Origin of the sequence: Streptomyces sp. (assembly GCF_035563135.1) — a bacterium.
In the GTDB taxonomy this organism is placed as follows: domain Bacteria; phylum Actinomycetota; class Actinomycetes; order Streptomycetales; family Streptomycetaceae; genus Streptomyces.
The window spans coordinates 1-21,015 of the sequence record NZ_DATMVN010000042.1 but is presented as its reverse complement, the minus strand read 5'-3'; the positions used below and the strand labels follow the sequence as shown (position 1 = coordinate 21,015).

Annotated in this window: 17 protein-coding genes and 1 pseudogene; 5 read left to right on the top strand and 13 right to left on the bottom strand. The window is 72.2% G+C overall.

Annotation, left to right across the window (positions count from 1 at the left end; translation table 11 throughout):
• Positions 1–318: AMP-binding protein (locus VN520_RS02055; protein ID WP_325745085.1), on the bottom strand; the 318-nt coding region annotated here is incomplete at its 3' end.
• A 276-nt stretch (positions 319–594) separates the two neighbouring features.
• On the opposite strand from VN520_RS02055, the gene VN520_RS02050 reads away from it, so the two are divergent.
• The 3 genes from VN520_RS02050 to VN520_RS02040 all read left to right on the top strand — a co-directional run bounded on the left by VN520_RS02050 (position 595) and on the right by VN520_RS02040 (position 3,235).
• A complete protein-coding gene (locus VN520_RS02050) occupies positions 595–816 on the top strand; it encodes a hypothetical protein (protein WP_325745084.1) in 222 nt (73 codons plus the stop codon).
• Positions 817–969: 153 nt separating this feature from the next.
• Positions 970–2,835 carry a serine hydrolase gene (locus VN520_RS02045; RefSeq protein ID WP_325745083.1) on the top strand — a complete coding sequence of 622 codons (1,866 nt, stop codon included), beginning with the start codon at positions 970–972 and terminating at the stop codon, positions 2,833–2,835.
• A gap of 175 nt (positions 2,836–3,010) precedes the next feature.
• Positions 3,011–3,235 carry a cytochrome P450 gene (locus tag VN520_RS02040; RefSeq protein ID WP_325745082.1) on the top strand — a complete coding sequence of 75 codons (225 nt, stop codon included), beginning with the start codon at positions 3,011–3,013 and terminating at the stop codon, positions 3,233–3,235.
• Between the two features lie 130 nt (positions 3,236–3,365).
• Here the strand turns inward: VN520_RS02040 and VN520_RS02035 are convergent, their stop codons facing one another.
• From VN520_RS02035 to VN520_RS02015, 4 genes are all read right to left on the bottom strand, one after another.
• Entirely contained in the window at positions 3,366–4,940 is a 1,575-nt protein-coding gene (locus tag VN520_RS02035; protein WP_325745081.1) for an NAD(P)/FAD-dependent oxidoreductase, read from the bottom strand.
• Positions 4,941–5,430: 490 nt separating this feature from the next.
• Positions 5,431–7,677, bottom strand: coding sequence for a serine/threonine-protein kinase (locus tag VN520_RS02030; protein WP_325745080.1), 2,247 nt, complete (start codon positions 7,675–7,677; stop codon positions 5,431–5,433).
• Between the two features lie 490 nt (positions 7,678–8,167).
• Positions 8,168–9,325 (bottom strand): methyltransferase, encoded by a 1,158-nt coding sequence (locus VN520_RS02020; RefSeq protein WP_325745079.1) that lies wholly within the window; start codon positions 9,323–9,325, stop codon positions 8,168–8,170.
• Positions 9,326–9,395: 70 nt separating this feature from the next.
• Positions 9,396–9,608 (bottom strand): hypothetical protein, encoded by a 213-nt coding sequence (locus VN520_RS02015; RefSeq protein ID WP_325745078.1) that lies wholly within the window; start codon positions 9,606–9,608, stop codon positions 9,396–9,398.
• A gap of 213 nt (positions 9,609–9,821) precedes the next feature.
• On the opposite strand from VN520_RS02015, the gene VN520_RS02010 reads away from it, so the two are divergent.
• Positions 9,822–10,631 carry an endonuclease I family protein gene (locus tag VN520_RS02010; protein WP_325745077.1) on the top strand — a complete coding sequence of 270 codons (810 nt, stop codon included), beginning with the start codon at positions 9,822–9,824 and terminating at the stop codon, positions 10,629–10,631.
• A 277-nt stretch (positions 10,632–10,908) separates the two neighbouring features.
• A complete protein-coding gene (locus VN520_RS02005; RefSeq protein WP_325745076.1) occupies positions 10,909–12,024 on the top strand; it encodes a chemotaxis protein in 1,116 nt (371 codons plus the stop codon).
• An 86-nt stretch (positions 12,025–12,110) separates the two neighbouring features.
• Here the strand turns inward: VN520_RS02005 and VN520_RS02000 are convergent, their stop codons facing one another.
• From VN520_RS02000 to VN520_RS01965, 8 genes and pseudogenes are all read right to left on the bottom strand, one after another.
• A complete protein-coding gene (locus VN520_RS02000; RefSeq protein WP_325745075.1) occupies positions 12,111–14,498 on the bottom strand; it encodes a phosphoketolase family protein in 2,388 nt (795 codons plus the stop codon).
• Between the two features lie 22 nt (positions 14,499–14,520).
• Positions 14,521–15,927 (bottom strand): NADP-dependent succinic semialdehyde dehydrogenase, encoded by a 1,407-nt coding sequence (locus VN520_RS01995; protein ID WP_325745074.1) that lies wholly within the window; start codon positions 15,925–15,927, stop codon positions 14,521–14,523.
• A 149-nt stretch (positions 15,928–16,076) separates the two neighbouring features.
• Positions 16,077–16,538 (bottom strand): ATP-binding protein, encoded by a 462-nt coding sequence (locus tag VN520_RS01990; RefSeq protein WP_325745073.1) that lies wholly within the window; start codon positions 16,536–16,538, stop codon positions 16,077–16,079.
• A 152-nt stretch (positions 16,539–16,690) separates the two neighbouring features.
• Entirely contained in the window at positions 16,691–18,787 is a 2,097-nt protein-coding gene (locus VN520_RS01985) for a xanthine dehydrogenase family protein molybdopterin-binding subunit (protein WP_325745072.1), read from the bottom strand.
• Positions 18,788–18,829: 42 nt separating this feature from the next.
• Positions 18,830–19,825: a xanthine dehydrogenase family protein subunit M gene (locus tag VN520_RS01980; protein WP_325745071.1), complete on the bottom strand. Its 996-nt coding sequence runs from the start codon at positions 19,823–19,825 to the stop codon at positions 18,830–18,832.
• On the bottom strand, positions 19,822–20,397 hold the full coding sequence (locus tag VN520_RS01975; RefSeq protein WP_325745070.1) for a 2Fe-2S iron-sulfur cluster-binding protein: 576 nt from the start codon (positions 20,395–20,397) through the stop codon (positions 19,822–19,824). The genes VN520_RS01980 and VN520_RS01975 overlap by 4 nt, the downstream gene beginning before the upstream one ends.
• A 39-nt stretch (positions 20,398–20,436) precedes the next feature.
• Positions 20,437–20,772 carry a hypothetical protein gene (locus VN520_RS01970; protein WP_325745086.1) on the bottom strand — a complete coding sequence of 112 codons (336 nt, stop codon included), beginning with the start codon at positions 20,770–20,772 and terminating at the stop codon, positions 20,437–20,439.
• A gap of 68 nt (positions 20,773–20,840) precedes the next feature.
• Positions 20,841–21,015: pseudogene (locus VN520_RS01965) on the bottom strand (polysulfide reductase); the annotation flags it as partial.

Genomic DNA, 21,015 nt, shown 5'->3' with positions numbered 1-21,015 from the left:
GCTGCCGGACTGACGGAGGATGTAGGCCATGTCCTCACCGGTGAGGTTCTGGTTGACCGGCACATGGATCAGTCCGGCCCGGGCGCAGGCCAGATAGGCGATCAGGTAGACATCGGAATTGTGGGCGTAGGAAGCCACCCGGTCCCCGGGGCGCAGGCCGTGTGAGGCGGTCAGCACAGCGGCCGCCGTGCTGACCGCCTCGTCCAGGGCGGCGTAGGTCCAGGACCGTTCGGCGTACCGTACGGCGGTGCGTCCGGGGGTGCGCCGTGCGCTGCGCGTCACGACGCCGTCCACTGTGCTGCTGCGTACACCTGTCATGGCGTGATCCTGGGCGGCCGGTCGCCGGGGGTCAAGAGCTGTGGAGACCCGTGTCGGGCGGCCCCGTGACCACGGCTGGACGCGCCGGGGCGGACGGACGCCGCAGGCGGAACACGAGGACCGTCGGTGCGGCCCCTCCCCCACCGGTCCGAGGGGTCACGGGCCGTGCCGTCCGCCGCGACCACGCCGGTGCTTCTGCCGCAGGAAATGTACGTCATCCACTCAGGGGCGCGTTGCGGTGCCCTGTTGCGCCGATGTCCCGGAGGGGAGTCCGACGTGCTGTTCGGCAGCTCGGTCGAGGCCCTCCCTGCCCGGGACAAGGACAGCGAGCCGGGCCTCGGCCTGGAGGCCGGGTTCGCACCGGACCGCCACCTCGGGCGGCCCCTGGTGGATTCCGAGGACGTCTCCGCCCACTGGCACGCCTCATGGCAGAACCGCTGCCGTCCAGCGGCAGGCTTCGCCGGCGTTCCGATGGCATGGGCCAGCAGGACCCACTAACTGACTGGACGTCAATTTCTTTGTCCTGCGCAGGACCTCACACACGCCGACGGTGACAGTAACCTCTGCTCCGGCAGGAAGTTTCATCACGGTACAGAATTTCGAAAGTTACTTTCGCGCGGATGTCTTCGACGTGAAGGAAAGGGACACCGAATGGCCGGACACGTGTCGGGGCGGGGAATGAGCCGCCGGAGGCTGGGTGGCGGGATACTGGCCCTGGGCGGGGCCTTCGCCCTCGCTCCGATTCCGCTCGCGGGAGCGGCGGCAGGCGTCGAGCGGAGTCCGGGGCCGCCGAGCGGCGGAGCTCCGGGCGCGGCGCCGGGAACCGGGACGGGCATGGGATCAGGGCAGGGCGGACCCACACTGCGCCGTGGATCGGCCGCGCGCGCCGGACTGCTGCCGGACCAGCTCGACCGACTCGTCGCGGACGCGGAGAGCTATCTCTCCGATTCCCCCACGCATCCCTGGTACGCGGGTGCGGTCCTGCTCGCCGGCCGGGGCGGCACCGTGGCCCTGCACCGGCCGATCGGCCATGCGGTGCGCTATGCCGCGTACGACGAGACGACCGACACGGGGGTGGAGTTCCCCCGGGAACAGCAGATCGCGATGGCTGAGGACACGGTCTTCGACCTGGCCTCGGTGTCCAAGCTCTTCACCTCGATCCTCGCCGTGCAGCAGATCGAGCGGGGCGCGCTGGAACTCGAGGCGCCGGCCGCCTCCTACCTCCCCGACTTCGCCGGCGGGGGCAAGCAGGACATCACGGTCCGCCAGTTGCTCACGCACACCTCGGGTTTCCGGGCCTGGATCCCGCTGTACAGGGAGCCGACCCGTGAGGGAAAGCTGCGCCTGCTGTGGGACGAGGTTCCCGCCTCGACTCCTGGCACGAAGTACCTCTACTCGGACCTCAATCTGATCTCGCTGCAGCTGATCCTGGAGAGGATCACCGGTCGCACTCAGGACGTCCTGCTCCGTGAGGAGATCACCGCTCCGCTCGGGATGCACCGCACCCGGTACAACCCGCCCGCGTCATGGAAACCGAAGATCGCGGCCACCGAGGACGCCCGGCTGCCGTGGTCGGGACTGGACCGCGGGCTGGTCTGGGGCGAGGTCCATGACGAGAACGCCTACAGCCTGGGCGGGGTGGCAGGCCATGCGGGCGTCTTCTCCTGCGCCTGGGACCTGGCCGTGCTGGCCCGCACACTGCTCAACGGAGGAACCTACGGCAGGTCCCGGGTCCTGTCCGAGGAGTCGGTGGAACTGCTGTTCACCGACTTCAACACCGCCTTCCCCGGTGATGAGCACGGACTGGGCTTCGAGCTCTACCAGCACTGGTACATGGGAGCGATGGCCACTCCGCGCACGGCGGGGCACACGGGCTTCACCGGTACGAGCCTGGTCCTCGATCCGACGACGGACTCGTTCCTCATCGTTCTGGGCAACTCCGTCCACCCGGTGCGCACATGGCGTTCGGGCAGCGCCCCACGGGCCGCAACGGCCAACCGCATGGCGCGAGCGGTGCCCGTCCGCCCGGCCCGGGGCCGCACCGCCTGGTTCTCCGGCATGGCGAATGCGGCCACCGCGACGCTCGCGCTGCCCGCGCTGCGCCCGGTTTCCTCGCGCCCGTCGCTGAGCTGCGCCCTCTGGTGGGACACCGAGCCCGCTTCGGACAGCCTCCGTCTCGAGGCCTCGTCGGACTCCGGGGCGACATGGAAGCCCGTGCCCTTCAGCACCGTACCGGCGCAGGGCGACCGGCCCCGGGCTTCCCGGCCGCACCCGGACGGCACGGCCTCCGGCTGGTCGGGGCGTGTCTGGCACCGGCTGGAGGCGGACCTGAAGGCATGGCGGGGCACGGAGCTGCGGCTCCGCTGGCGGTACACCACCGACCAGTCGTACGTCGGCCGTGGTGCCTACGTGGACGATGTCCGGGTCACGGACGGCAGCCGTACTCTCTTCGACGGCAACACACCTGGTGGCGCAGGACGCTTCGAGGCGACGGGGTGGACCGTCTCCGCGGACTGAGCGGGCCCGGCCGGCGGCCGGTGTGCGCGGGACCCGGCCCATGCACTCCGCTCCCCCTCCGGCGTGCACCGGTGGGCCCTGGGCCCACCGGTGTGTTCGGAGCGTCTCCCGAACGGTGTCCGGATGCGCTGGGTCGCCGCTTTCGCGTCCCGTTCGGCGGTGCACCTCCAGAGGCGTGGTGCAGAGGGCTCCACCGCCCCGCCACGCCTTCGTGCCCTTCGCCGCCGGCGCCCGCAAGTGCATCGGTGACGCCTTCGCCATGTCCGAGGCCGCCCTCACCCTGGCGACCATCACCGCCCGCAGGAGCCTGAAGCATCTGCCCGGCCACCGGGAGGTCCGCCCCGCCGCAGGCGGAGGACTGAGACCGCGCGGCCTCCGGATTCAAGCGACCCCCCGGTAGGGACTTCGGCCTGCCACGGCTGCGCGAAGCGTCGGACCCGCTTTCTCGAGGAGGCCCGTCCGGCGCCGTCGAAGCCGCTCCGGGGCGGGGCCGGGTGTCGCGGGGACGCCGGCCGGTGAAGGGGCGGGGGTCACCGGCCCAGCGCCGCCATGGCTGCGTTGTGGCCTGGCACCCCGCTGACGCCGCCCCCGCGCACCGCACCCGCCCCGCACAGCAGGACGTTGGGGTGGGCGGTCTCCACGCCCCAGCGGCCCGTCTCCTCGGTGGCGTAGGGGAAGGCGAGGTCCCGGTGGAAGATGTGACCGCCGGGAAGCCCCAGGTCCTGTTGCAGGTCGATGGGGGTCTTCGCCTCGATGCACGGCCGGCCGTCGGCGTCGAGGGCCAGGCAGTCGGTGATCGGCTCCTCGAGATGGGCGTCGAGTTCGGCCAGGGTGGCTCCGAGCAGGGCGGCGCGCGCTGCTTCGTTGTCCGCCGCGAAGAGCCGGGCGGGGGTGTGCAGACCGAACAGGGTGAGTGTCTGGTAGCCCCTCGCCGCGAGGCCCGGGCCGAGGACCGTCGGGTCGGTCAGGGAGTGGCAGTAGATCTCGGAGGGCGGGGCGGCGGGCAGACGTCCGGCCGCCGCCTCCCGGTAGGCGGTGGCGAGCTGCTCGTAGCCCTCGGCGATGTGAAAGGTTCCGGCGAAGGCCCGGCGCGGGTCGACGGCGTGGTCACGCAGCCTCGGCAGCCGGGTGAGCAGCATGTTCACCTTCAGCTGGGCGCCCTCGGCAGGGGCCGGCGGCTCCTCGCCGAGGAGTTCGGCCAGCGCCTGCGGTGAGGCGTTGACCAGGACCTGGCGCGCGCCGACGGCGCGTTCTCCGTCGGGCGAGCGGACCGTGATCTCGGCGCGGGCGCCGTCGGTCTCGATGCGGGTCACCTCGTGCAGCACGCGGATCTCGGCGCCCGCCGCGCGTGCCGCACCGGCCAGGGCATCGGTGAGCGCGCCCATCCCGCCGACCGGGACGTCCCAGTCCCCGGTGGAATTGCCGATCACGTGGTAGAGGAAGCAGCGGTTCTGGAGCAGGGACGGATCGTGGGCGTCGGCGAAGGTGCCGATCAGCGCGTCGGTGAGTACGACTCCGCGTACGAGGTCGTCGGCGAAGTTCTCCTCGACGGCCACGCCGATGGGCTCCTCGAACAGCATGCGCCAGGCGTCCGCGTCGTCGACGCGGGCCCGCAGGTCGTCACGTGTCGGCAGGGGTTCGGTGAGGGTCGGGAAGACACGCTCGGCCACCCGTCCCGTCATCCCGTGGAAGCGCTGCCAGGCCTCGTGCTCCCGGCCGTCGCCGGTGAGCGCGGCGAAGGACTCCCGGGTGCCGTCACCGCCGACGAGCAGCCCGGTGAGCCGGCCGCCGCGCATGACGGGCGTGTACGAGGAGACGGCGCGCTTGCGTACGGCGAAGTCGAGGCCGAGCTCACGGACGATCTTCTGCGGGAGGAGGGAGACGAGGTAGGAGTAACGGGAGAGGCGGGCGTCGACCCCGTGGAAGGGGCGGGTCGACACGGCCGCTCCCCCGGTGCCGCCGAGCCGTTCCAGGACAAGTACGGACCGCCCTGCCCGGGCGAGGAAGGCGGCGGCGACCAGTCCGTTGTGCCCGCCGCCGATGATGACCGCGTCGTAGGCGGCGTGCGCGGGTGTGCCGGTTGAGGACGTCGCGTCTGCTGGCATGGCCTCTTCGTAGCACGTGATGATCGCCCCTGGACAGAGGCGCGGGACCGTGGAGGAGGAAGCGCGACGGCCACCGGAGAACCGTCTCCGCGCCCTTCGCCGCCGCCCTTCACCACCCTCACGCGGCGTCTGGGCCGTCTCAGCGAGCCGCCGCCCCTGTGTGCCGGCCACACGGCGGGGAACCACAGTCCGACCCGGGGCGACTGCCGTGCGGCGGGGGCGCGGCAGAGGCACTCGCGGGCTTCGGCTCCGCGGCGTCCGCGTGGCGTGCGGCGCTGCCGGACGCCGGCTCCGCGGCGTCCGACACGGCCGGACACCGCACGTACCCGTACGGCAGTGATCCGGAGGATCCGTTTCTGGACCCCGGCGCGGTGGGTCGATCGGGAACTGCTGCGCCACGGAGCGGAGATCGCGCTGCCGCGCGGTCTCCACCACGTACGGGGCGGCCCGGCCCGGCGGCCTGTGGCCTCCCGCGGCTTCGGCCCGGCGGTCAGTGCGGCGGCGCCCCGCGCTGCCGGCGCAGGTCGGCGGCCCGCCGGTAGAGGTCCACCGCCTCCGTGCCCCGGCCGAGCTGTTCCAGACAGTGCGCCTCGTCGTTACGGCTCGCGAGTGTGTCGGGGTGGCCGGGCCCGAGGACCCGTTCGCGGATCTCGGCGACCGTGCGGTAGTGGGTGAGCGCGTCGGCCCAGCGGCCGAGCCAGCCCAGCCCGACGGCCACCTCCCGGCGGCTGACGAGCGTGTCGGGATGGTCGGGCCCCAGGGTGCGTTCCCGGATCGCGCAGACCTCGCGCGACTCGGCGAGCGCCTCCTGCCAGCGCGCCATCCGTCCCAGGTTGACGCCGAGGCCGTGCCGGGCGCGCAGCGTCTCGGGGTCTGCGGGACCGCTCACCCGGGCGCGGTCCTCGGCCAGGGCGCGGTAGAGCTCCAGGGCCTCGGCGCTGCGGCCCAGCCGGCCGAGGCTGATGCCCACCTCGTAGCGCGCACAGAGCGTGTCGGGGTGGTCCGCGCCGAGCACGGCTGCGCGGGCCTGCGCCACCTCGCGGTAGGTCTGCAGGGCTTCGGTCCAGCGGCCCAGCCGGCCGAGGGTGTACGCCACTTCATACAGGGTGACCAGGGTGTCCGGGTGTGTCGCGCCGAGCAGGCGGCCGCGGGCGTCGGCCACCTCGCGGGCCATGCGGTACGAGTCCTCCAGGCGGCCCAGTCTGCTGAGGTTGAAGGCGAGGTTGTGGCGGCAGCGCAGCGTGTCGGGGTGGTCCGGCCCCATGGAGCGCTCCCGCGAGGCGAGTACCGCGGCGTAGGCGTGGTGGGCCTCGAAGTGGCGGCCGAGCTGGCCGAGGACGTACGCCGTCTCCTGCCGGGCCGCGAGGGTTTCGGGGTGGTCGGGGCCCAGGGCGCGTTCGCGGCCTTCGGCGACCCGGCCGAACTCCCGCAGGGCGTCAGCGGCGCGTCCGGTGCGGCTGAGGGTGAATCCGACCTCGTACCTGCTGGCGAGAGTGTCGGGGTGGTCGGGGCCGAGCACGTGTGCGCGTTCGGCGGCGACCGCGCGGTGTACGTCGCCCGCTTCCTCCCAGTGGCCCAGGCGCCCGAGGTTGAGCGCGGCGCTGTGCCGGCCGGCCAGGGTGGCGAGCAGTTCGGGCGACGGGGTGGGGCGGCCCGGTCCTGCGGGAGGGAAGCCGCCGGTGGGAGCCTGACCGGTCGCGGTGGTCCACGCGCCGGTCAGCGCGGCCGCGTGGTCGAGGGCGGCAGTCCCGGCGCGCGCCGCGCCGGTCGCCTTGTGGCCGGTGGTCATGTTGCGGGTCCAGGCGGGGAGTTGCGGTGTCCTGCCGGCGGTGGGCTGGACCGGCACGGGCGGTGCGAGCCGGACCCGTCCGGCCTCCGGCTGCTCGCCGGTGCGGCCCAGCGTGATGCGCTGTCGCAGGTCACCGGCGTCGGCCGGCCGCTCACCGGGAGCCTTGGCCAGAAGTTCCAGGACGACCTCGTCGAAGAACCTCGGGAGTTCGGCGCGGTGGGCGCGCGGTGGCTCGGGGGCGGTGTCGCGGTGTCCGACGAGCACGGCCCAGGCATCGTCCATGTCGAAGGGCGGCACGCCCGTGGCGATCTCGTACAGCACACACCCCAGGGAGTAGAGGTCGCTGCGGTGGTCGACCTCCCCGCCGCTGATCTGCTCGGGCGACATGTAGTGCGGGGTGCCCATGGCGATGCCGGTGCCGGTGAGACGGGAGGTGAAGCCGACGTCGTGGCCGAGCCTGGCGATTCCGAAGTCGCAGATCTTCACGGCACCGTCGTCGAGACGCATGATGTTCGCGGGCTTGAGGTCACGGTGCACGATGCCCTGCTGGTGGGTGTAGCCGAGGGCGTCGGCGACCTGTTCGGCGATGTCGACGACGTCGGCCACCGGCAGCGGGTGCTGCCTGTTGTCCTCCAGGAGCTGGCTGAGGTTGCGTCCTTCCAGGAGCTCCATCACGAGGTAGAGGACACCGTCCGACTCGCCGAAGTCGTGGACGACGGTGACGCCGCGGTGCTGGAGCGCCGCGGCCACCCGCGCCTCGCGCCGGAAGCGCTCGCGCAGTATGCGGGTGAAGGCCTCATCGTGCTGCGGACCCATCGGTTTCAGGCACTTGACGGCGACCTGCCGGCCCAGCGATTCGTCGCGCGCCCGCCACACCTCGCCCATGCCGCCCCGCCCGATCAGATCGAGCAGCCGGTACCGGCTCTGGATCAGCCTGGTGTCCGCCATCGCCTGTTGTCGCCCCCGTCTGCTCGGCTGCTCACTACCGCTGCCGCGCCCTCCCCGGCCCGTCCAGTATGGCTGCCTGGCTGCGGAGTTTGTACGGGGCGGGGCGGCTGCCGGGGCCGGACCGTGCCACCGCCTTCACGATGTGGCCGGGGGGCGGGCGCCGCCGGAGGCGGGCGGGGACGCGGGGCGGGGCGGTACCCGTGGTGCGCGGGCGGCGGGACGGCTCTGCCGTACAGCTCGTGGGCGTACGCGGCAGGAAGTCGTAGGCGACCTGTTCGAAGTGGGCGGTGAGAGCCGTGGCGGGGACGGCCGGCGGCCGGGGCCGACGGGGCGGGCGCTCTCCCTCTGCTCGTCGATCGGCGTGATGGACCCCGTGGAGGGAACGCCCGAGGCCCGGCGAGGCGCTCTCGGCGCTCCGGTTCCCGCAGCGGCCGTGCGGGCGCCCGGGGGTCCTTCGTGGCTGGGCCGGCACGGTCTCCGCCGGGGCGGTTCAGCGTTTGACGGCCCGCAGGACCACGAACTTCGGGTCGCCAGCGACGGTGACGCAGTTGCCGAAGATCCGGCGCAGCTGGGTGTGATAGCCCAGGTGCCGGTTGCCGACGACCCACAACTCCCCGCCCTGGCGCAGGGCGGCACGTGCTCCGTGGAACATGTTCCGGGCGGTGGCGTCGGTGACCGCCTGGTGGGAGTGGAACGGCGGATTGCTGAGGACCAGGTCCACACTCGCGGGGGGTGTGTCCGCCATCCCGTCGGCGACCAGGAAGCCGGCCTCGGCGTCCGGCCCCGCGTTGTCGCGGAAGGTCTCTTCCGCGGAGGCGACGGCCTGGTACGACTCGTCGATGAAGGTGACGGTGGCGTCGGGGTTGGCGAGTGCCGCCGACGTACCCAGGACGCCGTTCCCGCAGCCGAGGTCGACGACGCGGTCGGGTCCGGTCCGCTCGGGGAGGTGCTTCAGGAAGAACCGGGTGCCGATGTCCAGGCGCTCGGCACAGAAGATCCCGGCGTGATTGGTGACGGTGCGGCCCGAGATCACGCCGACGTCGCCGGGCAGCTCGTAGCGGTACGGCCAGGGGCTGGGGGTCCTGGGCAGGGCCGGGTCCGGGGTGCAGAAGATGAGCCGCGCCTTCTTCACCGCGAGGGATGTCCGGGTGGGCCCGATGATCCGCTCGAAGAGCTTGAGCGTGGAGGTGTGGATCTCCTTCACCATGCCGGTTCCGATGACGACGGTCCCGGCGTGCACAGCGGGCGCGAGCCTGTGGAGCTGGTCCTCCAGGAGCGCCAGGCTCTTGGGCACCCGCACGAGCAGCAGGTCCACACGCTCGGGCGGGGTGTCGCGCACCGACAGCATGCGCACCGAATCCGGGGCGGCGCCGTTACGCGCCAGATTGGCCCGGGTGGCCCGCCGGGTGAGGTACGAATCGGTGATCTGGACGGGGCTGTGCCCGGCCAGCACCGTGGCGAGGGCGCCCCAGCGGTCGCCGACCACCGCCACGGTGCCGGCCGGACGGACCGGCTCGCTCCCTTCCGCTCCCTCCAGCCGCCGCAGCAGGTACTCGTCGGCGGCGTCCCACGCACGGAACGGATCACGCGGGTTCTCGGGAAAGCGGGCGAGGTCGAATTCACCCTGTGACGTCGTCAAACGGTTCATATTCCGTTCAGGCTAGCCGAGTGGCGGGGAGCGCCCGCACGCTCCCCGCCCCGGAGGTGTCCCGCAGGTCCTACGGAAGCCGCTTGTCCATGGCCGACCGGCCTTCCTCGGACAGCCTGCGCTCGGCCCACTTCAGGCTCTCGGGGGTCAGATCCCGCCCGGAGGCGAGCACCAGATCCTCCGCGGTGGGCTGGTCGTTGCCGCCGGTGTGCAGCAGACGGTCGGGAGTCACCCCCCGCACTTCCGGCACGGATACGGTTACGGATTCGGACTCTTCGCTCATACCGCCTCCTCGTCCTTGCGGCAATTCTCGCGCCGGGCCGGCATCCGCGCATCCGATGCCCCGCAGACCTCGGACGAGGCTGTCACTTGACCTGCGCATGATGAATACGCAACGTTCACACGACTGGCACCGTGCGTGTGGGAGCCTCTCGGACCAGCAGACAACGTCCGGCCGCCACGACACCGTTCCACCACCCCGGAGAGGACACCTCACATGTCCAGTCGTCGCCGTTTCTACGCGCGTCCACTATTCGCGACAGCCGCCTCGATCGCCGTTCTCACCGGTGTCGCGTCCACCGCGCCCGCCGCCACCCCCACCACGGTCCGGGCCGCCGCCCTCGACGACACCTACTACCAGGACGCCCTGGGCAAGACGGGTACAGCGCTCAAGAGCTCACTGCACACGATCATCAGCGACCAGACCACCCTCTCCTACAGCCAGGTCTGGGACGCGCTCAAGACGACCGACCAGGACCCGGCCGACTCCTCCCGCGTGATCCTCCTCTACACCGGACGCTCCCAGTCCAAGAGCGAGAACGGGGGCGCTGTCGGCGACTGGAACCGGGAGCACGTCTGGGCCAAGTCCCACGGCGACTTCGGCACCGCGACAGGACCCGGGACCGACATCCACCATCTGCGCCCCGAGGACGTCCAGGTCAACTCCATACGGGGCAACAAGGACTTCGACAACGGCGGCAGTGCGGTCTCGGGGGCGCCCGGCAACTACACCGACGGCGACTCCTTCGAACCGCGCGACGCGGTCAAGGGCGACGTCGCCCGGATGATCCTCTACATGGCCGTGCGGTACGAGGGCGACGACGCCTTCGCCGACCTGGAGCCGAACGACCGCGTGAGCAACGGGTCCGCCCCGAACATCGGGCGGCTCTCCGTACTGAAGCAGTGGAGCCAGGAGGACCCGCCGGACAGCTTCGAGCAGAACCGCAACGAGGTCATATTCGACCGCTACCAGCACAACCGGAACCCGTTCATCGACCACCCCGAGTGGGTCGAGGCCATCTGGTAGGGACCGGCGCGGCCACGACCTGCGCGCAGCGCGCGACGGCCTCCTCACGGAAGCCGAAGCACGGCAGGCCCTGGCCGGCGCGCTGCCGGGCCGCATCCGGTGGGCCCGGCAGCGGTCCCAGGAGAGCGAGACCGAAGAGCCAGATGTACCTCCGGAAGCACAAGGCAATAATTCGCCCGCATCAGGATCGAACGGTATGAATTGACTCGTTGAACGACCCGCTCCGTGCAAGGGGCGGCTCCAGCACCGCGGACCCCGAGCCCTCCGGGAGGGAACGATGGATACGGACGCCCTGACGCCCGGCCTGCTGCAGGAACTTCGCGCGACGAGGCCCTATCCGGCCCTGTCCCTGACGATGCCGACCCACCGCGGGGCGCCCGACAACGCCCAGGACGCCGTACGGCTGCGGAACCTGGTGGCCGAGGCCGGCAACCGACTGGACGCCGACCCCCGGGTGACCCGCGAGGCGCAGAAGGCCGTGAAGACGCAGTTGGACCGCGCGCTCGCCGACCTCGACCAGCGACGCGCCCTGGATTCACTGGTCATCCTGGCCGACATGGACGGGTACCAGATCTGGCAGTTGCCCCGCACGGCCCCCGAGCGCGTCGTATTGAGCGACTCCTACCTCACGCGCAACCTCGTCGCGGCCAAGGCGGGGGCACACCTGTTCTGGGTGCTCGGCGTTTCCGCCGAACACGCGGCACTCTGGTCAGGGACGGACGAGGCGCTCCGCCCTGAGGACGGGCACGGCTTCCCCCTGCGCCCTCCGCACGAGAACTTCGACCCGGAGCGCCAGGCCCGGAGCGGCGACGCTCCGAGCCTCTACTCCAGCGAGGACACCCGCAGCTTCTTCCGCACGGTCGACGGCCGGCTGCGGGACGTACTGAGCGCCGACCCCCGGCCGCTCTTCCTGGTCGGTCTGCCGCAGGCCCTCTCCTTGCTCGAGGACGTCGGGGATTGCGCCAGGTCGGCCGCCTGCAAGGTCCCGAAGGGAACGACGGCGGAAACGACCGCGCCCGAACTGGCCAAGGAGCTGGAGGCAGCGCTGGACGACTGGCGCGCACAAAGGGACGCGGCCGTCCGGGACAGGCTCGACGCCGCCCGCGGAGCCAAAACCTTCACGGGCGGCCTCGACGAGGTCTGGACGGCCGCCCGGGAGAGCCGTGTGGCCCTCATCGCGGTGGAGGAGCACTTCCAGCGGACGGTCCGGGTCACCGGCAACCACCTGGAGGCCGTGGACCCGGCGGACGTGGCGCCGGGGGACGAGGGGATCCGCGACGACATCGTGGACGAGCTCATCGAGACGGTCCTGGACAACGGCGGCGAAGTGGTGTTCGTGGCCGACGACTCCCTCGCCGGCCACGGACGGATCGCAGCGGTTCTGCGTTTCTGAACGCGTGCCCCTCCGGTCGGTGCCGTCCCGCCGGTCCTCAGCGCCGTCATGAGCTGATCGTTCCCCCACGGACTCCGGCCCGGTGTTCAGCCCTCCCAGGTCCAGTCGGCCACCTCGGGCAGGTCCGTGCCGTGTTCCCGGATCCAGTCGTGGTGGCGGGTGCGCGCGTCCGCCATCGCCTGCCGGACGGCGACGGCACGGACACCCAGGCCGGGGACCCGGTCCACCACGTCCATGACCAGCCGGTAGCGGTCCAGGTCGTTGCGGACCACCATGTCGAACGGCGTGGTGGTGGTCCCCTCCTCCTTGTAGCCGCGGACATGCAGATGGGCGTGGCCCGCGCGCCGGTACGCGAGGCGGTGCACCAGCCAGGGATAGCCGTGGTACGCGAAGATCACCGGCTTGTCCCGGGTGAAGAGGGAGTCGTACTCCGCGTCCGGCATCCCGTGCGGGTGCTCCTCGTGCGGCAGCAGCCGGGTCATGTCCACCACGTTCACCACGCGCACGGCGAGCTCCGGGAGGTGACGCCGCAGGAGCCCGGCGGCGGCCATCGTCTCCAGCGTGGGTACGTCTCCGGCGCAGGCCAGCACGACGTCGGGCTCGCGGCTGCCGTCCTCGGTACCGGCCCATTCCCACACCCCGGCGCCCCGGGCGCAGTGCGCGCGGGCCTCGTCGAGGGTGAGCCAGTCGAAGCCCGGCTGCTTTCCGGCGACGATCACGTTGACGTAGTCGCGGCTGCGCAGCACGTGGTCGGCGGTGGACAGCAGGGTGTTGGCGTCCGGCGGCAGATAGACCCGGACGACCTCGGGGCTCTTGTTGAGGATGTGGTCGACGAAGCCGGGGTCCTGGTGGGAGAAGCCGTTGTGGTCCTGACGCCAGACGTGCGAGGTGAGCAGGTAGTTCAGCGAGGCGATGGGCGCGCGCCAGTGCAGCCGGCGCGAGGTGCGCAGCCACTTGATGTGCTGGTTGACCATCGAGTCGACGATATGGGCGAACGCCTCGTACGAGGAGAACAAGCCGTGCCGCCCCGTGAGGAGATACCCCTCCAGCCAGCCCTGGCACAGGTGCTCCGAGAGGACTTCCATCACCCGGCCGTCGCGGGCCAGATGCTCGTCGGTCGGGAGGATCTCCGCCTGCCACGCCTTGCCGGTGGCCCCGTAGAGCGCACCCAGGCGGTTGGACTCGGTCTCGTCGGGACCCACCACCCGGAAGTTCCTGCGGCCGGCTGTGGCCGTCATGACGTCCCTGAGCAGTCCGCCCAGGACCCGGGTGGGCTCGTGCATGGCGGTCCCCGGCGCGTCGACCCGCACCGCGTGGTCCTCCAGAGGAGGCAGCGGCAGATCCCGCAGGAGCAGCCCGCCGTTGGCGTACGGCGTCGAGCCGAGCCGGGCGGCGCCTTCGGGGACGCAGTCCAGCACCTGGGCGGTGGGCCGGCCCTCGGAGTCGAAGAGTTCCTGGGGCCGGTAGGAGCGCATCCACTCCTCGAGCAGGCGCAGGTGGTCGGGGTTGTCCCGGACCCCGGGCAGCGGGACCTGGTGGGCGCGCCAGGTGTTCTCGACGGGGAGGCCGTCCACGTCCTCGGGCCCGGTCCAGCCCTTGGGGGTACGCAGTACGATCATCGGCCAGCGAGGGCGCGTGGACACGCCCTCGGCGCGGGCCGCGCGCTGGTACTCATCGATACGGTCCACGGCCAGGTCCAGGGCGGCGGCCAGCGCCCGGTGGACCGCGGCCGGCTCGTCCCCTTCGACGTAGAGGGGGTCATGGCCGTAGCCGCGCAGGAGCGCGTCGAGTTCGTCCTCGGGCAGCCGGGCGAGCACCGTCGGGTTCGCGATCTTGTAGCCGTTGAGGTGGAGGACCGGCAGGACGGCCCCGTCGTGCACCGGGTCGAGGAATTTGCCGGAGTGCCAGGACGCGGCCAGCGGACCCGTCTCCGCCTCCCCGTCCCCGATGACACAGGCGACCAGGAGGTCCGGATGGTCGAACGCCGCACCGTAGGCGTGGGTGAGCGCGTACCCCAGCTCACCGCCCTCATGGATGGAGCCCGGGGTCTCCGGGGCCACGTGGCTGGGCACCCCGCCGGGGAAGGAGAACTGCTTGAACAGGGCTCCCATCCCGGCGCGGTCGCGGCTGACATCGGGGTAGGTCTCCGAATAGCTGCCCTCCAGCCAGGAGTTGGCGAGGACTGCGGGGCCGCCGTGTCCCGGGCCCCAGACGCAGAGCGCCGGCCGGTTGCGTGCCTTGACGATCCGGTTGAGGTGGGTGTGGACCAGATTCAGTCCGGGCGAGGTGCCCCAGTGGCCCAGCAGCCGCGGCTTGATGTGCTCGGGGGCCAGCGGCTCCTCCAGCAAGGGGTTGGCCATCAGGTAGATCTGGCCGACCGCCAGGTAGTTGGCGGCGCGCCAGTGTGCGTCGAGTGCGGCGAGCTCGGTGCCGGACAGGGCGCAAGCCCCGGAGGGGGTTCGGGCGTCGGTCATGAAGCGTCTCCCAGGGGCGTGACTAGCGGGCGTCCGGGCCGGGTCCGTACCAGACCGTGGTGGCGTTGCAGAACTCGCGGATGCCGTGTCCTGCCAGCTCCCGCCCGTAGCCGGAGCGCTTGACCCCGCCGAACGGCAGCGCGGGGTGGGAGGCCGTCATGCCGTTGAAGAAGACCCCGCCGGCCTCCAGGTCGCGCACGCAGCGGTCCATCTCCCCCTGGTCACGCGTCCAGACGTTGGAGCTGAGTCCGAACGGGGTGTCGTTGGCCAGATCCACCGCCTCGTCCAGGTCCGCCACCCGGTAGAGCGTCGCCACGGGGCCGAAGGTCTCCTCGCGGTGGATGCGCATGTCCGGGGTGATCCCGGTGAGCACGGTCGGCTCGTAAAACCAGCCCCGGTCCAGTCCCTCGGGCCGTCCTCCCCCGCACAGTGCCGTGGCACCCTTGCCCAGGGCGTCCTCGACGAGCTCCTCCAGGTCGGTGCGGCCCTGTTCACTGGAGAGCGGCCCCACGTCGGTGGACTCCTCCAGCGGGTCGCCGACGGTCAGGGCGCGCATCCCCGCGGTGAACCGCTCGGCGAACGCGTCGTACACGTCCGCGTGGACGATGAAGCGCTTGGCGGCGATGCAGGACTGGCCGTTGTTCTGGACGCGGGCGGTCACCGCGGTCTCGGCGGCCTTCTCGACGTCCGCCGAGGGCAGGACGAGGTAGGGGTCGCTGCCGCCGAGTTCCAGCACCGTCTTCTTCACCTCGTCGCCCGCGACGGAGGCGACCGCGCGGCCGGCCGGTTCGCTGCCGGTGAGCGTCGCCGCGGCGACCCGCGGATCGCGCAGGAGCGCCTCGACGGCGCCCGAGCCGATGAGGAGGGTCTGGAAGCAGCCGGCGGGGAACCCCGCCCTGGTGAACAGGTCCTCGATGTACAGAGCGGTCTGCGGTACGTTCGAGGCGTGCTTGAGCAGACCGGTGTTGCCCGCCATGAGCGCGGGCGCGGCGAAGCGCATGACCTGCCACAGCGGGAAGTTCCACGGCATGACGGCGAGCACGACGCCCAGAGGCCGGTAGTGCACCCGGGCGTGGGAGGCGCCGGAGTCCTTGACGTCGGTGTCGTCGGGGTGTTCGTCGGCGAGCAGGCGTTCGGCGTTGGCCGCGTACCAGCGCATCGCCTTGGCGCACTTGGCGGCCTCGGCGCGGGCGGCCTTGACCGGCTTGCCCATCTCGGTGGTCATGGTGCGGGCGATGTCCCGCTGGTCCTCGTCGAGGAGATCGGCGGCCCGGTTCAGCAGACGGGCGCGTTCGGCGAAATCCGTGGTGCGGTAGCTGCGGAACGCGCGGTGTGCGGCGGCGAGCCTGTGCTCGGTCTCCTGCTCGTCCAGCGCGTCGAATGTCCTGAGCGTCTCGCCGTTCGCGGGATTGACCGTCGCGATGGGCATGGCAGTGCCTCCTTGCGTTGTTCTTCGACCGTGCCGCGCCACGCCGCAGCGCGCAACGCGGCCCCTCACGCACACGTACCCGGCCGGCGCGGATCATGCGTGCCCGTGGCACACCGTCCGCGCCGGCCGGGCCGGCGCCGGTCCGTCCGTCACACGAGTTCGGCCGCCGGGCTGCCGAGGAACGTACTGCCGCCGGGGCGGGGCGTATGCGGACGCAGTCCGATGGTGCTCGGCGTCTCGGCGTAACGCGTGAACCACACGACCTTGCCGTCAGCGGTCCGGCAGGTGCCCCAGCTGTCGCTCAGGGCCATGACGCGGCTGAGGCCGCCGCCACCGCCGTCGAGCAGCCGGGGCATCCGGGAATCGGCGTCGGCCACGGACACCGTCAGGTGCCGGCCCGTCCAGCGGAGCTCGACGACGCACCGGGCGTCGTCGCCGACGTGCCGCTGGACGTTCGTCAGGAGCTCCTCCGCGGCCCGGCACACCGGCCGGACGTGCAGGTCGAGGCTCCAGTGGCGAAGGTGTGCGGCGACTATGCGCCGCAGCTGGGAAATGCGCTCTGCCGACACCTGCAGTTCGACCAGATAGTGCCGGTCGAGTGGAACGGTCATCGTCGAGGCTCCTCACCGCGAGGCTCACGTGCTTCACCCCGTTTGGACCAACGACCCCCGAACACGAAGCGTGAGCAGTAATCACTTCTGGGTCACTCATCAGGGTGACCCGAGGGGGCCGGTTGCGCAACCGAAGAGCCGGGCGGCCGGGGTCACGGCAGGTAGGGCAGCAGTTTGTCGGGAGTGAGAGGGAGTTCGCGCAGCCGGGCGCCGGTGGCGTGCCGTACGGCGTTCCCGATCGCAGCCGCGGTTCCCACGATGCCGATCTCGCCGATGCCCTTGCTGCCCATGGGGTTGAGATGGGGGTCCGCCTCGTCGATCCAGTGCGCCTGGATGTCCGGGACGTCCGCGCAGGACGGCACGTGGTAGGAGGCGAGGTCCCGCTCGGTGAAGTCACCGAAGGCGGGATCCATGGTGCTGCCCTCGGTGAGGGCCATGCCGAGGCCCATGACCATGCCGCCGATGAACTGGGACCGTGCCGTACGGGGGTTGAGGATGTGTCCGGCCGCGTAGACGCCGAGCAGCCTGCGTACCCGCACCTCGCCGGTCAGGGAGTCGACCGCCGCTTCGGCGAAGTGGGCGCCGAAGGCGTGCCGTGCGTACGGGGGCTCCTGTGCCGTCTCCTCGCCGGTGTCCGCGGTGACGGTGATGCCCTCCGGCGGGAGGGGCCCGGTGTGCTCGGTGAGCCGGCGCACCAGGGCGGTGGCTGCCTTGTGCACCGCGGAGCCCCAGGAGGCCGTGCCCGAGGAGCCGCCCGCGACGGGCGCGGTGGGCAGATCGCTGCTGCCGATGTCGATCGTCACGTTCTCCGGGGGCGTGTCCAGGACCGAGGCCGCGATCTGCGCCAGGACGGTGCGCGCCCCGGTTCCGATGTCCGTGGCGTTGACCCCGATGCGGTAGGAGCCGTCGGGAGCCGCCTGCGCGCGGGCCGCCGACTTCGAGACGAGTACGGGATACATCGCCGACGCGACCCCGGTGCCGAGCAGCCACGGCCCCTCCTGGCGGGCGGCGGGCTGCGGGTCCCGGCCGTGCCAGCCGAAGCGCCGGGCTCCCTCGTCCAGACAGGCCCTGAGGTTGCGGCTGCTGAAGGGGAGTCCGCTGTCGGGTTCGGTCTGCGGTTCGTTGCGCAGCCTCAGCTCGATCGGATCGATCCCCAGGGCGCAGGCCAGCTCGTCCATGGCCGACTCCAGCGCGTACATGCCCGATGCCTCCCCCGGTGCGCGCATCCAGGAGGGGCTGGGCACGTCGAGCGCTGCCACGCGGTGCCCGGTGCGGCTGTGGGGTGAGGCGTACATGGTGCGGGCGGGGACGGCGGCCTGCTCGACGAACTCCTTGATCCGCGAGGTGTGGGTGACGACCTCGTGGGAGACGGACGAGAGTACGCCGTCCCGGTCCGCGCCCAGGCGCACCCGTTGCAGGGTGGGTGCGCGGTGCCCGATGACCGCCGCCATGTACCGCCGGGGCAGGGCGAGCTGGACGGGGAGCCCGGTGTGCCGTGCGGCCATCGCGGCGAGGACGGCCTGAGGGCGTGGGGTGCCCTTGGAGCCGAAGCCGCCACCGACGTGTTCGGAGACGACGGTGACGCGGTCCCGGTCGAGCCCGAGGGCCGTGGCGAGGCTGTCGCGCACGGCGGTCGACCCCTGGCTGGAGTCGTGGACGGTCAGATGTCCGTCGGCCCACCGGGCGGTGGAGGCGTGCGGTTCCATGGGGTGGTTGTGGAGCCCCCGCAGGGTGTAGGTCGCGTCGATCCGCACGGGTGCGGCCTCGAACGCGCGCAGGGCGTCGCCGCGTTCACGCAGGGCCGGGAAGCCTCCGTTCGCCTCCTCGGGGGTGTAGAGGCCCGGGTGGTCCCCGGTGAGCACGACATCGTGCGCGGTGGTGGCGTACTCGACGTGGACGGCCTCCGCCCCGGCCCGCGCGGCTTCCGGGCTCCCGGCCAGGACGAGGGCGACGGGCCAGCCCCGGTGGGGGACCCGGTCGTTCTGGAGCACGGCGAGGATGGGGTCGTCGGGCTCCTCCAGTCGCGGCGCGTTGTCGTGGGTGAGGACGGTGTGCACCCCGGGCACCGCGAGCGCGTCGGCGGTACGGACCGCGGTGACGCGCCCGCTCGCGACGGCGGCGGGGACGATCCAGCCGTGGAGACAGCCCGGCAGGGTCTGTTCCGCGGCGTAACGGGCGGTGCCGGTGACCTTGTCCCGGCCCTCCCGGCGGACGACGGGCGCGCCCAGCGCCCGGGGGGAGTCGCTCATGACGGTAGACCTCGGTTCGTGGGTGTGTGCGGGGCCGCCGGATCAGGCGGGCGCGGCCTGGGTGGTGAGTTCGGCGAGGGCGCCGACAGCGAGCCGGCGGGCCAGGTCCACCTTGAAACCGTTGTCCCGCAGGGGTCTGGCCGCTTCGAGTTCGGCGCCCACCGCGCGGACGAAGGTGTCCTCGGTCGCGGGAGCTCCGCGCAGTACGTCCTCGGCCGCCCGTGCGCGCCACGGCCGGTGGGCGAGCCCGCCGAAGGCGAGCGACACCCGCTCCACACGGCCGTCGCGCACGCTCAGCACGGCGGCGACGGAGGCCAGGGCGAAGGCGTACGAGGCGCGGTCCCGGGCCTTGCGGTACAGGGAGACGGCACCGGGGGGAGGCGGCGGCAGCACGACCTCGGTGATCAGCTCGCCCGGCCTGATCACCGTGTCCTGGTCGGGATTGTCGCCGGGCAGCCGGTGGAAGCCGGTCACGGGCACGGCCCGCTCCCCCTCGGGTCCGTGCAGCTGGACGGTGGCGTCGAGAGCCGCGAGGGCGACCGCCATGTCGGAGGGATGGGTGGCGACGCAGTCCTGCGAGTGGCCCAGTACCGCGAGATCGCGGTGCACTCCCTCCCTGGCCGGGCAGCCCGAGCCGGGAGTCCGTTTGTTGCAGGGCTTGGAGATGTCCTGGAAGTACGGGCAGCGGGTGCGCTGGAGCAGATTCCCGCCGGTGGTGGCGGTGTTGCGGAGCTGCCCGGACGCACCGGCCAGCAGCGCCTGCGACAGAGCGGGAAAGTCCCTCCGTACGCCGGGGTGGGCGGCGAGGTCGCTGTTGCGTACGGTCGCGCCGATCCGGAGACCGCCGTCGTCCGTCCCTGTCACCTGGTCCAGCGGCAGCCGGCTGACGTCGATGAGCAGTCCCGGTGCCTCCACCCCGAGTTTCATCAGGTCGACGAGGTTGGTGCCGCCGCCGAGGAACCGTGCCCCTGGCTGCCCGGCGCCGGCGCGGACCGCTTCGGCCACGGAGGCGGGACGCAGATAGGCGAAGGGCTTCATCGGGCCACGTCCTCGATCGCTTCGACGATGTGCGGATAGGCGCCGCACCGGCAGAGGTTCCCGCTCATCCGCTCGCGGATCTCGGCCGCGTCGAGCGTGGCCGGCCCTCCGGGAGCGGCGAGTGCCGCACGCGGGGTGGCGTGGGAGGGGAAGCCGTCCGCGGCCTCCTCGAGCATGCCGGCCGCCGAGCAGATCTGCCCCGGGGTGCAGTAGCCGCACTGGAGGGCGTCGCGCTCCAGGAAGGCCGACTGCAGCGGGTGCAGCCGTTCGCCCTCGGCCAGGCCTTCGACGGTGGTGATGTGGGCGTCCTCCTGGGCGACGGCCAGCAGGAGGCAGCTGTTCGCGCGCCGCCCGTCGACGAGCACGGTGCAGGCTCCGCACTGGCCGTGATCGCAGCCCTTCTTGGCGCCGGTGAGTCCGAGATGCTCCCGCAGGGTGTCCAGCACGGTGGTGCGGTGGTCGAGCGTCAGCGTCCGCGCGACGCCGTTGACGTGCAGGGTGAAGGTGGAACGGTCGTCGGCGGGCCGCAGCCCTCCGGCGCCGGTGTCGTCGTTGGCGGGGGTGGTGTCCATGTACGTATGCCTTCCGGGGCTCGGTTCGCGCGGAGTCGCTCAGGTCGCGTCGCGGCTCTCCAGCCGGAGCCGGACCTCCTGTTCCTGGTCCCCGGAGGCCGTCCCCACGACCTTGACCGTGAAGCTGTCCGCCAGGCGCCGGCGGAGCCGGTCGACCGCCCAGTAGCCGCCCTGTGCCTCCACGGTCACCGGCCCGGAGAGCTGTGCCGGCTGAGCGCCCTCGCGCATCTCGGAGACGTCGACGGTCGCCGTCCATACGGTCGGGCGGGTCGTCGAGGCGTCCTCGGGGGTGTCGCCCTCCGTGCGGTCGGAGGCGAAGGAGCGGCGCAGTACGTCGAACACGGTCCGCGCGTCCTGTGCCGGGCACCCGGTCATCTCGACGACGACGTCGCTCTCCTGGTGGTCCTGCTTCTGTACGTCCGGGTTGTTCACCGTGAGTCCTTTCACTGGCTGGGTGTGGTGCGTCGTTCCACGGCCTCGCGCTGGGGGCCGACGGTGTGGGCGGGGTCCTCCGCCGAGGCGATGCCCGCGGCGAAGACCCCGAAGCGGGTGCAGGCGGAGCCGGCCAGGAGGGCGAGTCCCGCACCGGCCGCGGCGGCGCGGCTGCGGTGTCCGGCC

Excerpts from the sequence above, each read along its gene's own strand:
- VN520_RS02045 (WP_325745083.1), top strand. The coding sequence starts at position 970 with ATGGCCGGACACGTGTCGGGGCGGGGAATGAGCCGCCGGAGGCTGGGT.
- VN520_RS01990 (WP_325745073.1), bottom strand. The coding sequence starts at position 16,538 with ATGACCGTTCCACTCGACCGGCACTATCTGGTCGAACTGCAGGTGTCG.
- VN520_RS02030 (WP_325745080.1), bottom strand. The coding sequence starts at position 7,677 with ATGGCGGACACCAGGCTGATCCAGAGCCGGTACCGGCTGCTCGATCTG.
- VN520_RS01970 (WP_325745086.1), bottom strand. The coding sequence starts at position 20,772 with ATGACCGGGTGCCCGGCACAGGACGCGCGGACCGTGTTCGACGTACTG.
- VN520_RS02020 (WP_325745079.1), bottom strand. The coding sequence starts at position 9,325 with ATGAACCGTTTGACGACGTCACAGGGTGAATTCGACCTCGCCCGCTTT.
- VN520_RS02015 (WP_325745078.1), bottom strand. The coding sequence starts at position 9,608 with ATGAGCGAAGAGTCCGAATCCGTAACCGTATCCGTGCCGGAAGTGCGG.
- VN520_RS01975 (WP_325745070.1), bottom strand. The coding sequence starts at position 20,397 with ATGGACACCACCCCCGCCAACGACGACACCGGCGCCGGAGGGCTGCGG.
- VN520_RS01980 (WP_325745071.1), bottom strand. The coding sequence starts at position 19,825 with ATGAAGCCCTTCGCCTATCTGCGTCCCGCCTCCGTGGCCGAAGCGGTC.
- VN520_RS02010 (WP_325745077.1), top strand. The coding sequence starts at position 9,822 with ATGTCCAGTCGTCGCCGTTTCTACGCGCGTCCACTATTCGCGACAGCC.
- VN520_RS02000 (WP_325745075.1), bottom strand. The coding sequence starts at position 14,498 with ATGACCGACGCCCGAACCCCCTCCGGGGCTTGCGCCCTGTCCGGCACC.
- VN520_RS02005 (WP_325745076.1), top strand. The coding sequence starts at position 10,909 with ATGGATACGGACGCCCTGACGCCCGGCCTGCTGCAGGAACTTCGCGCG.
- VN520_RS02035 (WP_325745081.1), bottom strand. The coding sequence starts at position 4,940 with ATGCCAGCAGACGCGACGTCCTCAACCGGCACACCCGCGCACGCCGCC.
- VN520_RS01995 (WP_325745074.1), bottom strand. The coding sequence starts at position 15,927 with ATGCCCATCGCGACGGTCAATCCCGCGAACGGCGAGACGCTCAGGACA.
- VN520_RS01985 (WP_325745072.1), bottom strand. The coding sequence starts at position 18,787 with ATGAGCGACTCCCCCCGGGCGCTGGGCGCGCCCGTCGTCCGCCGGGAG.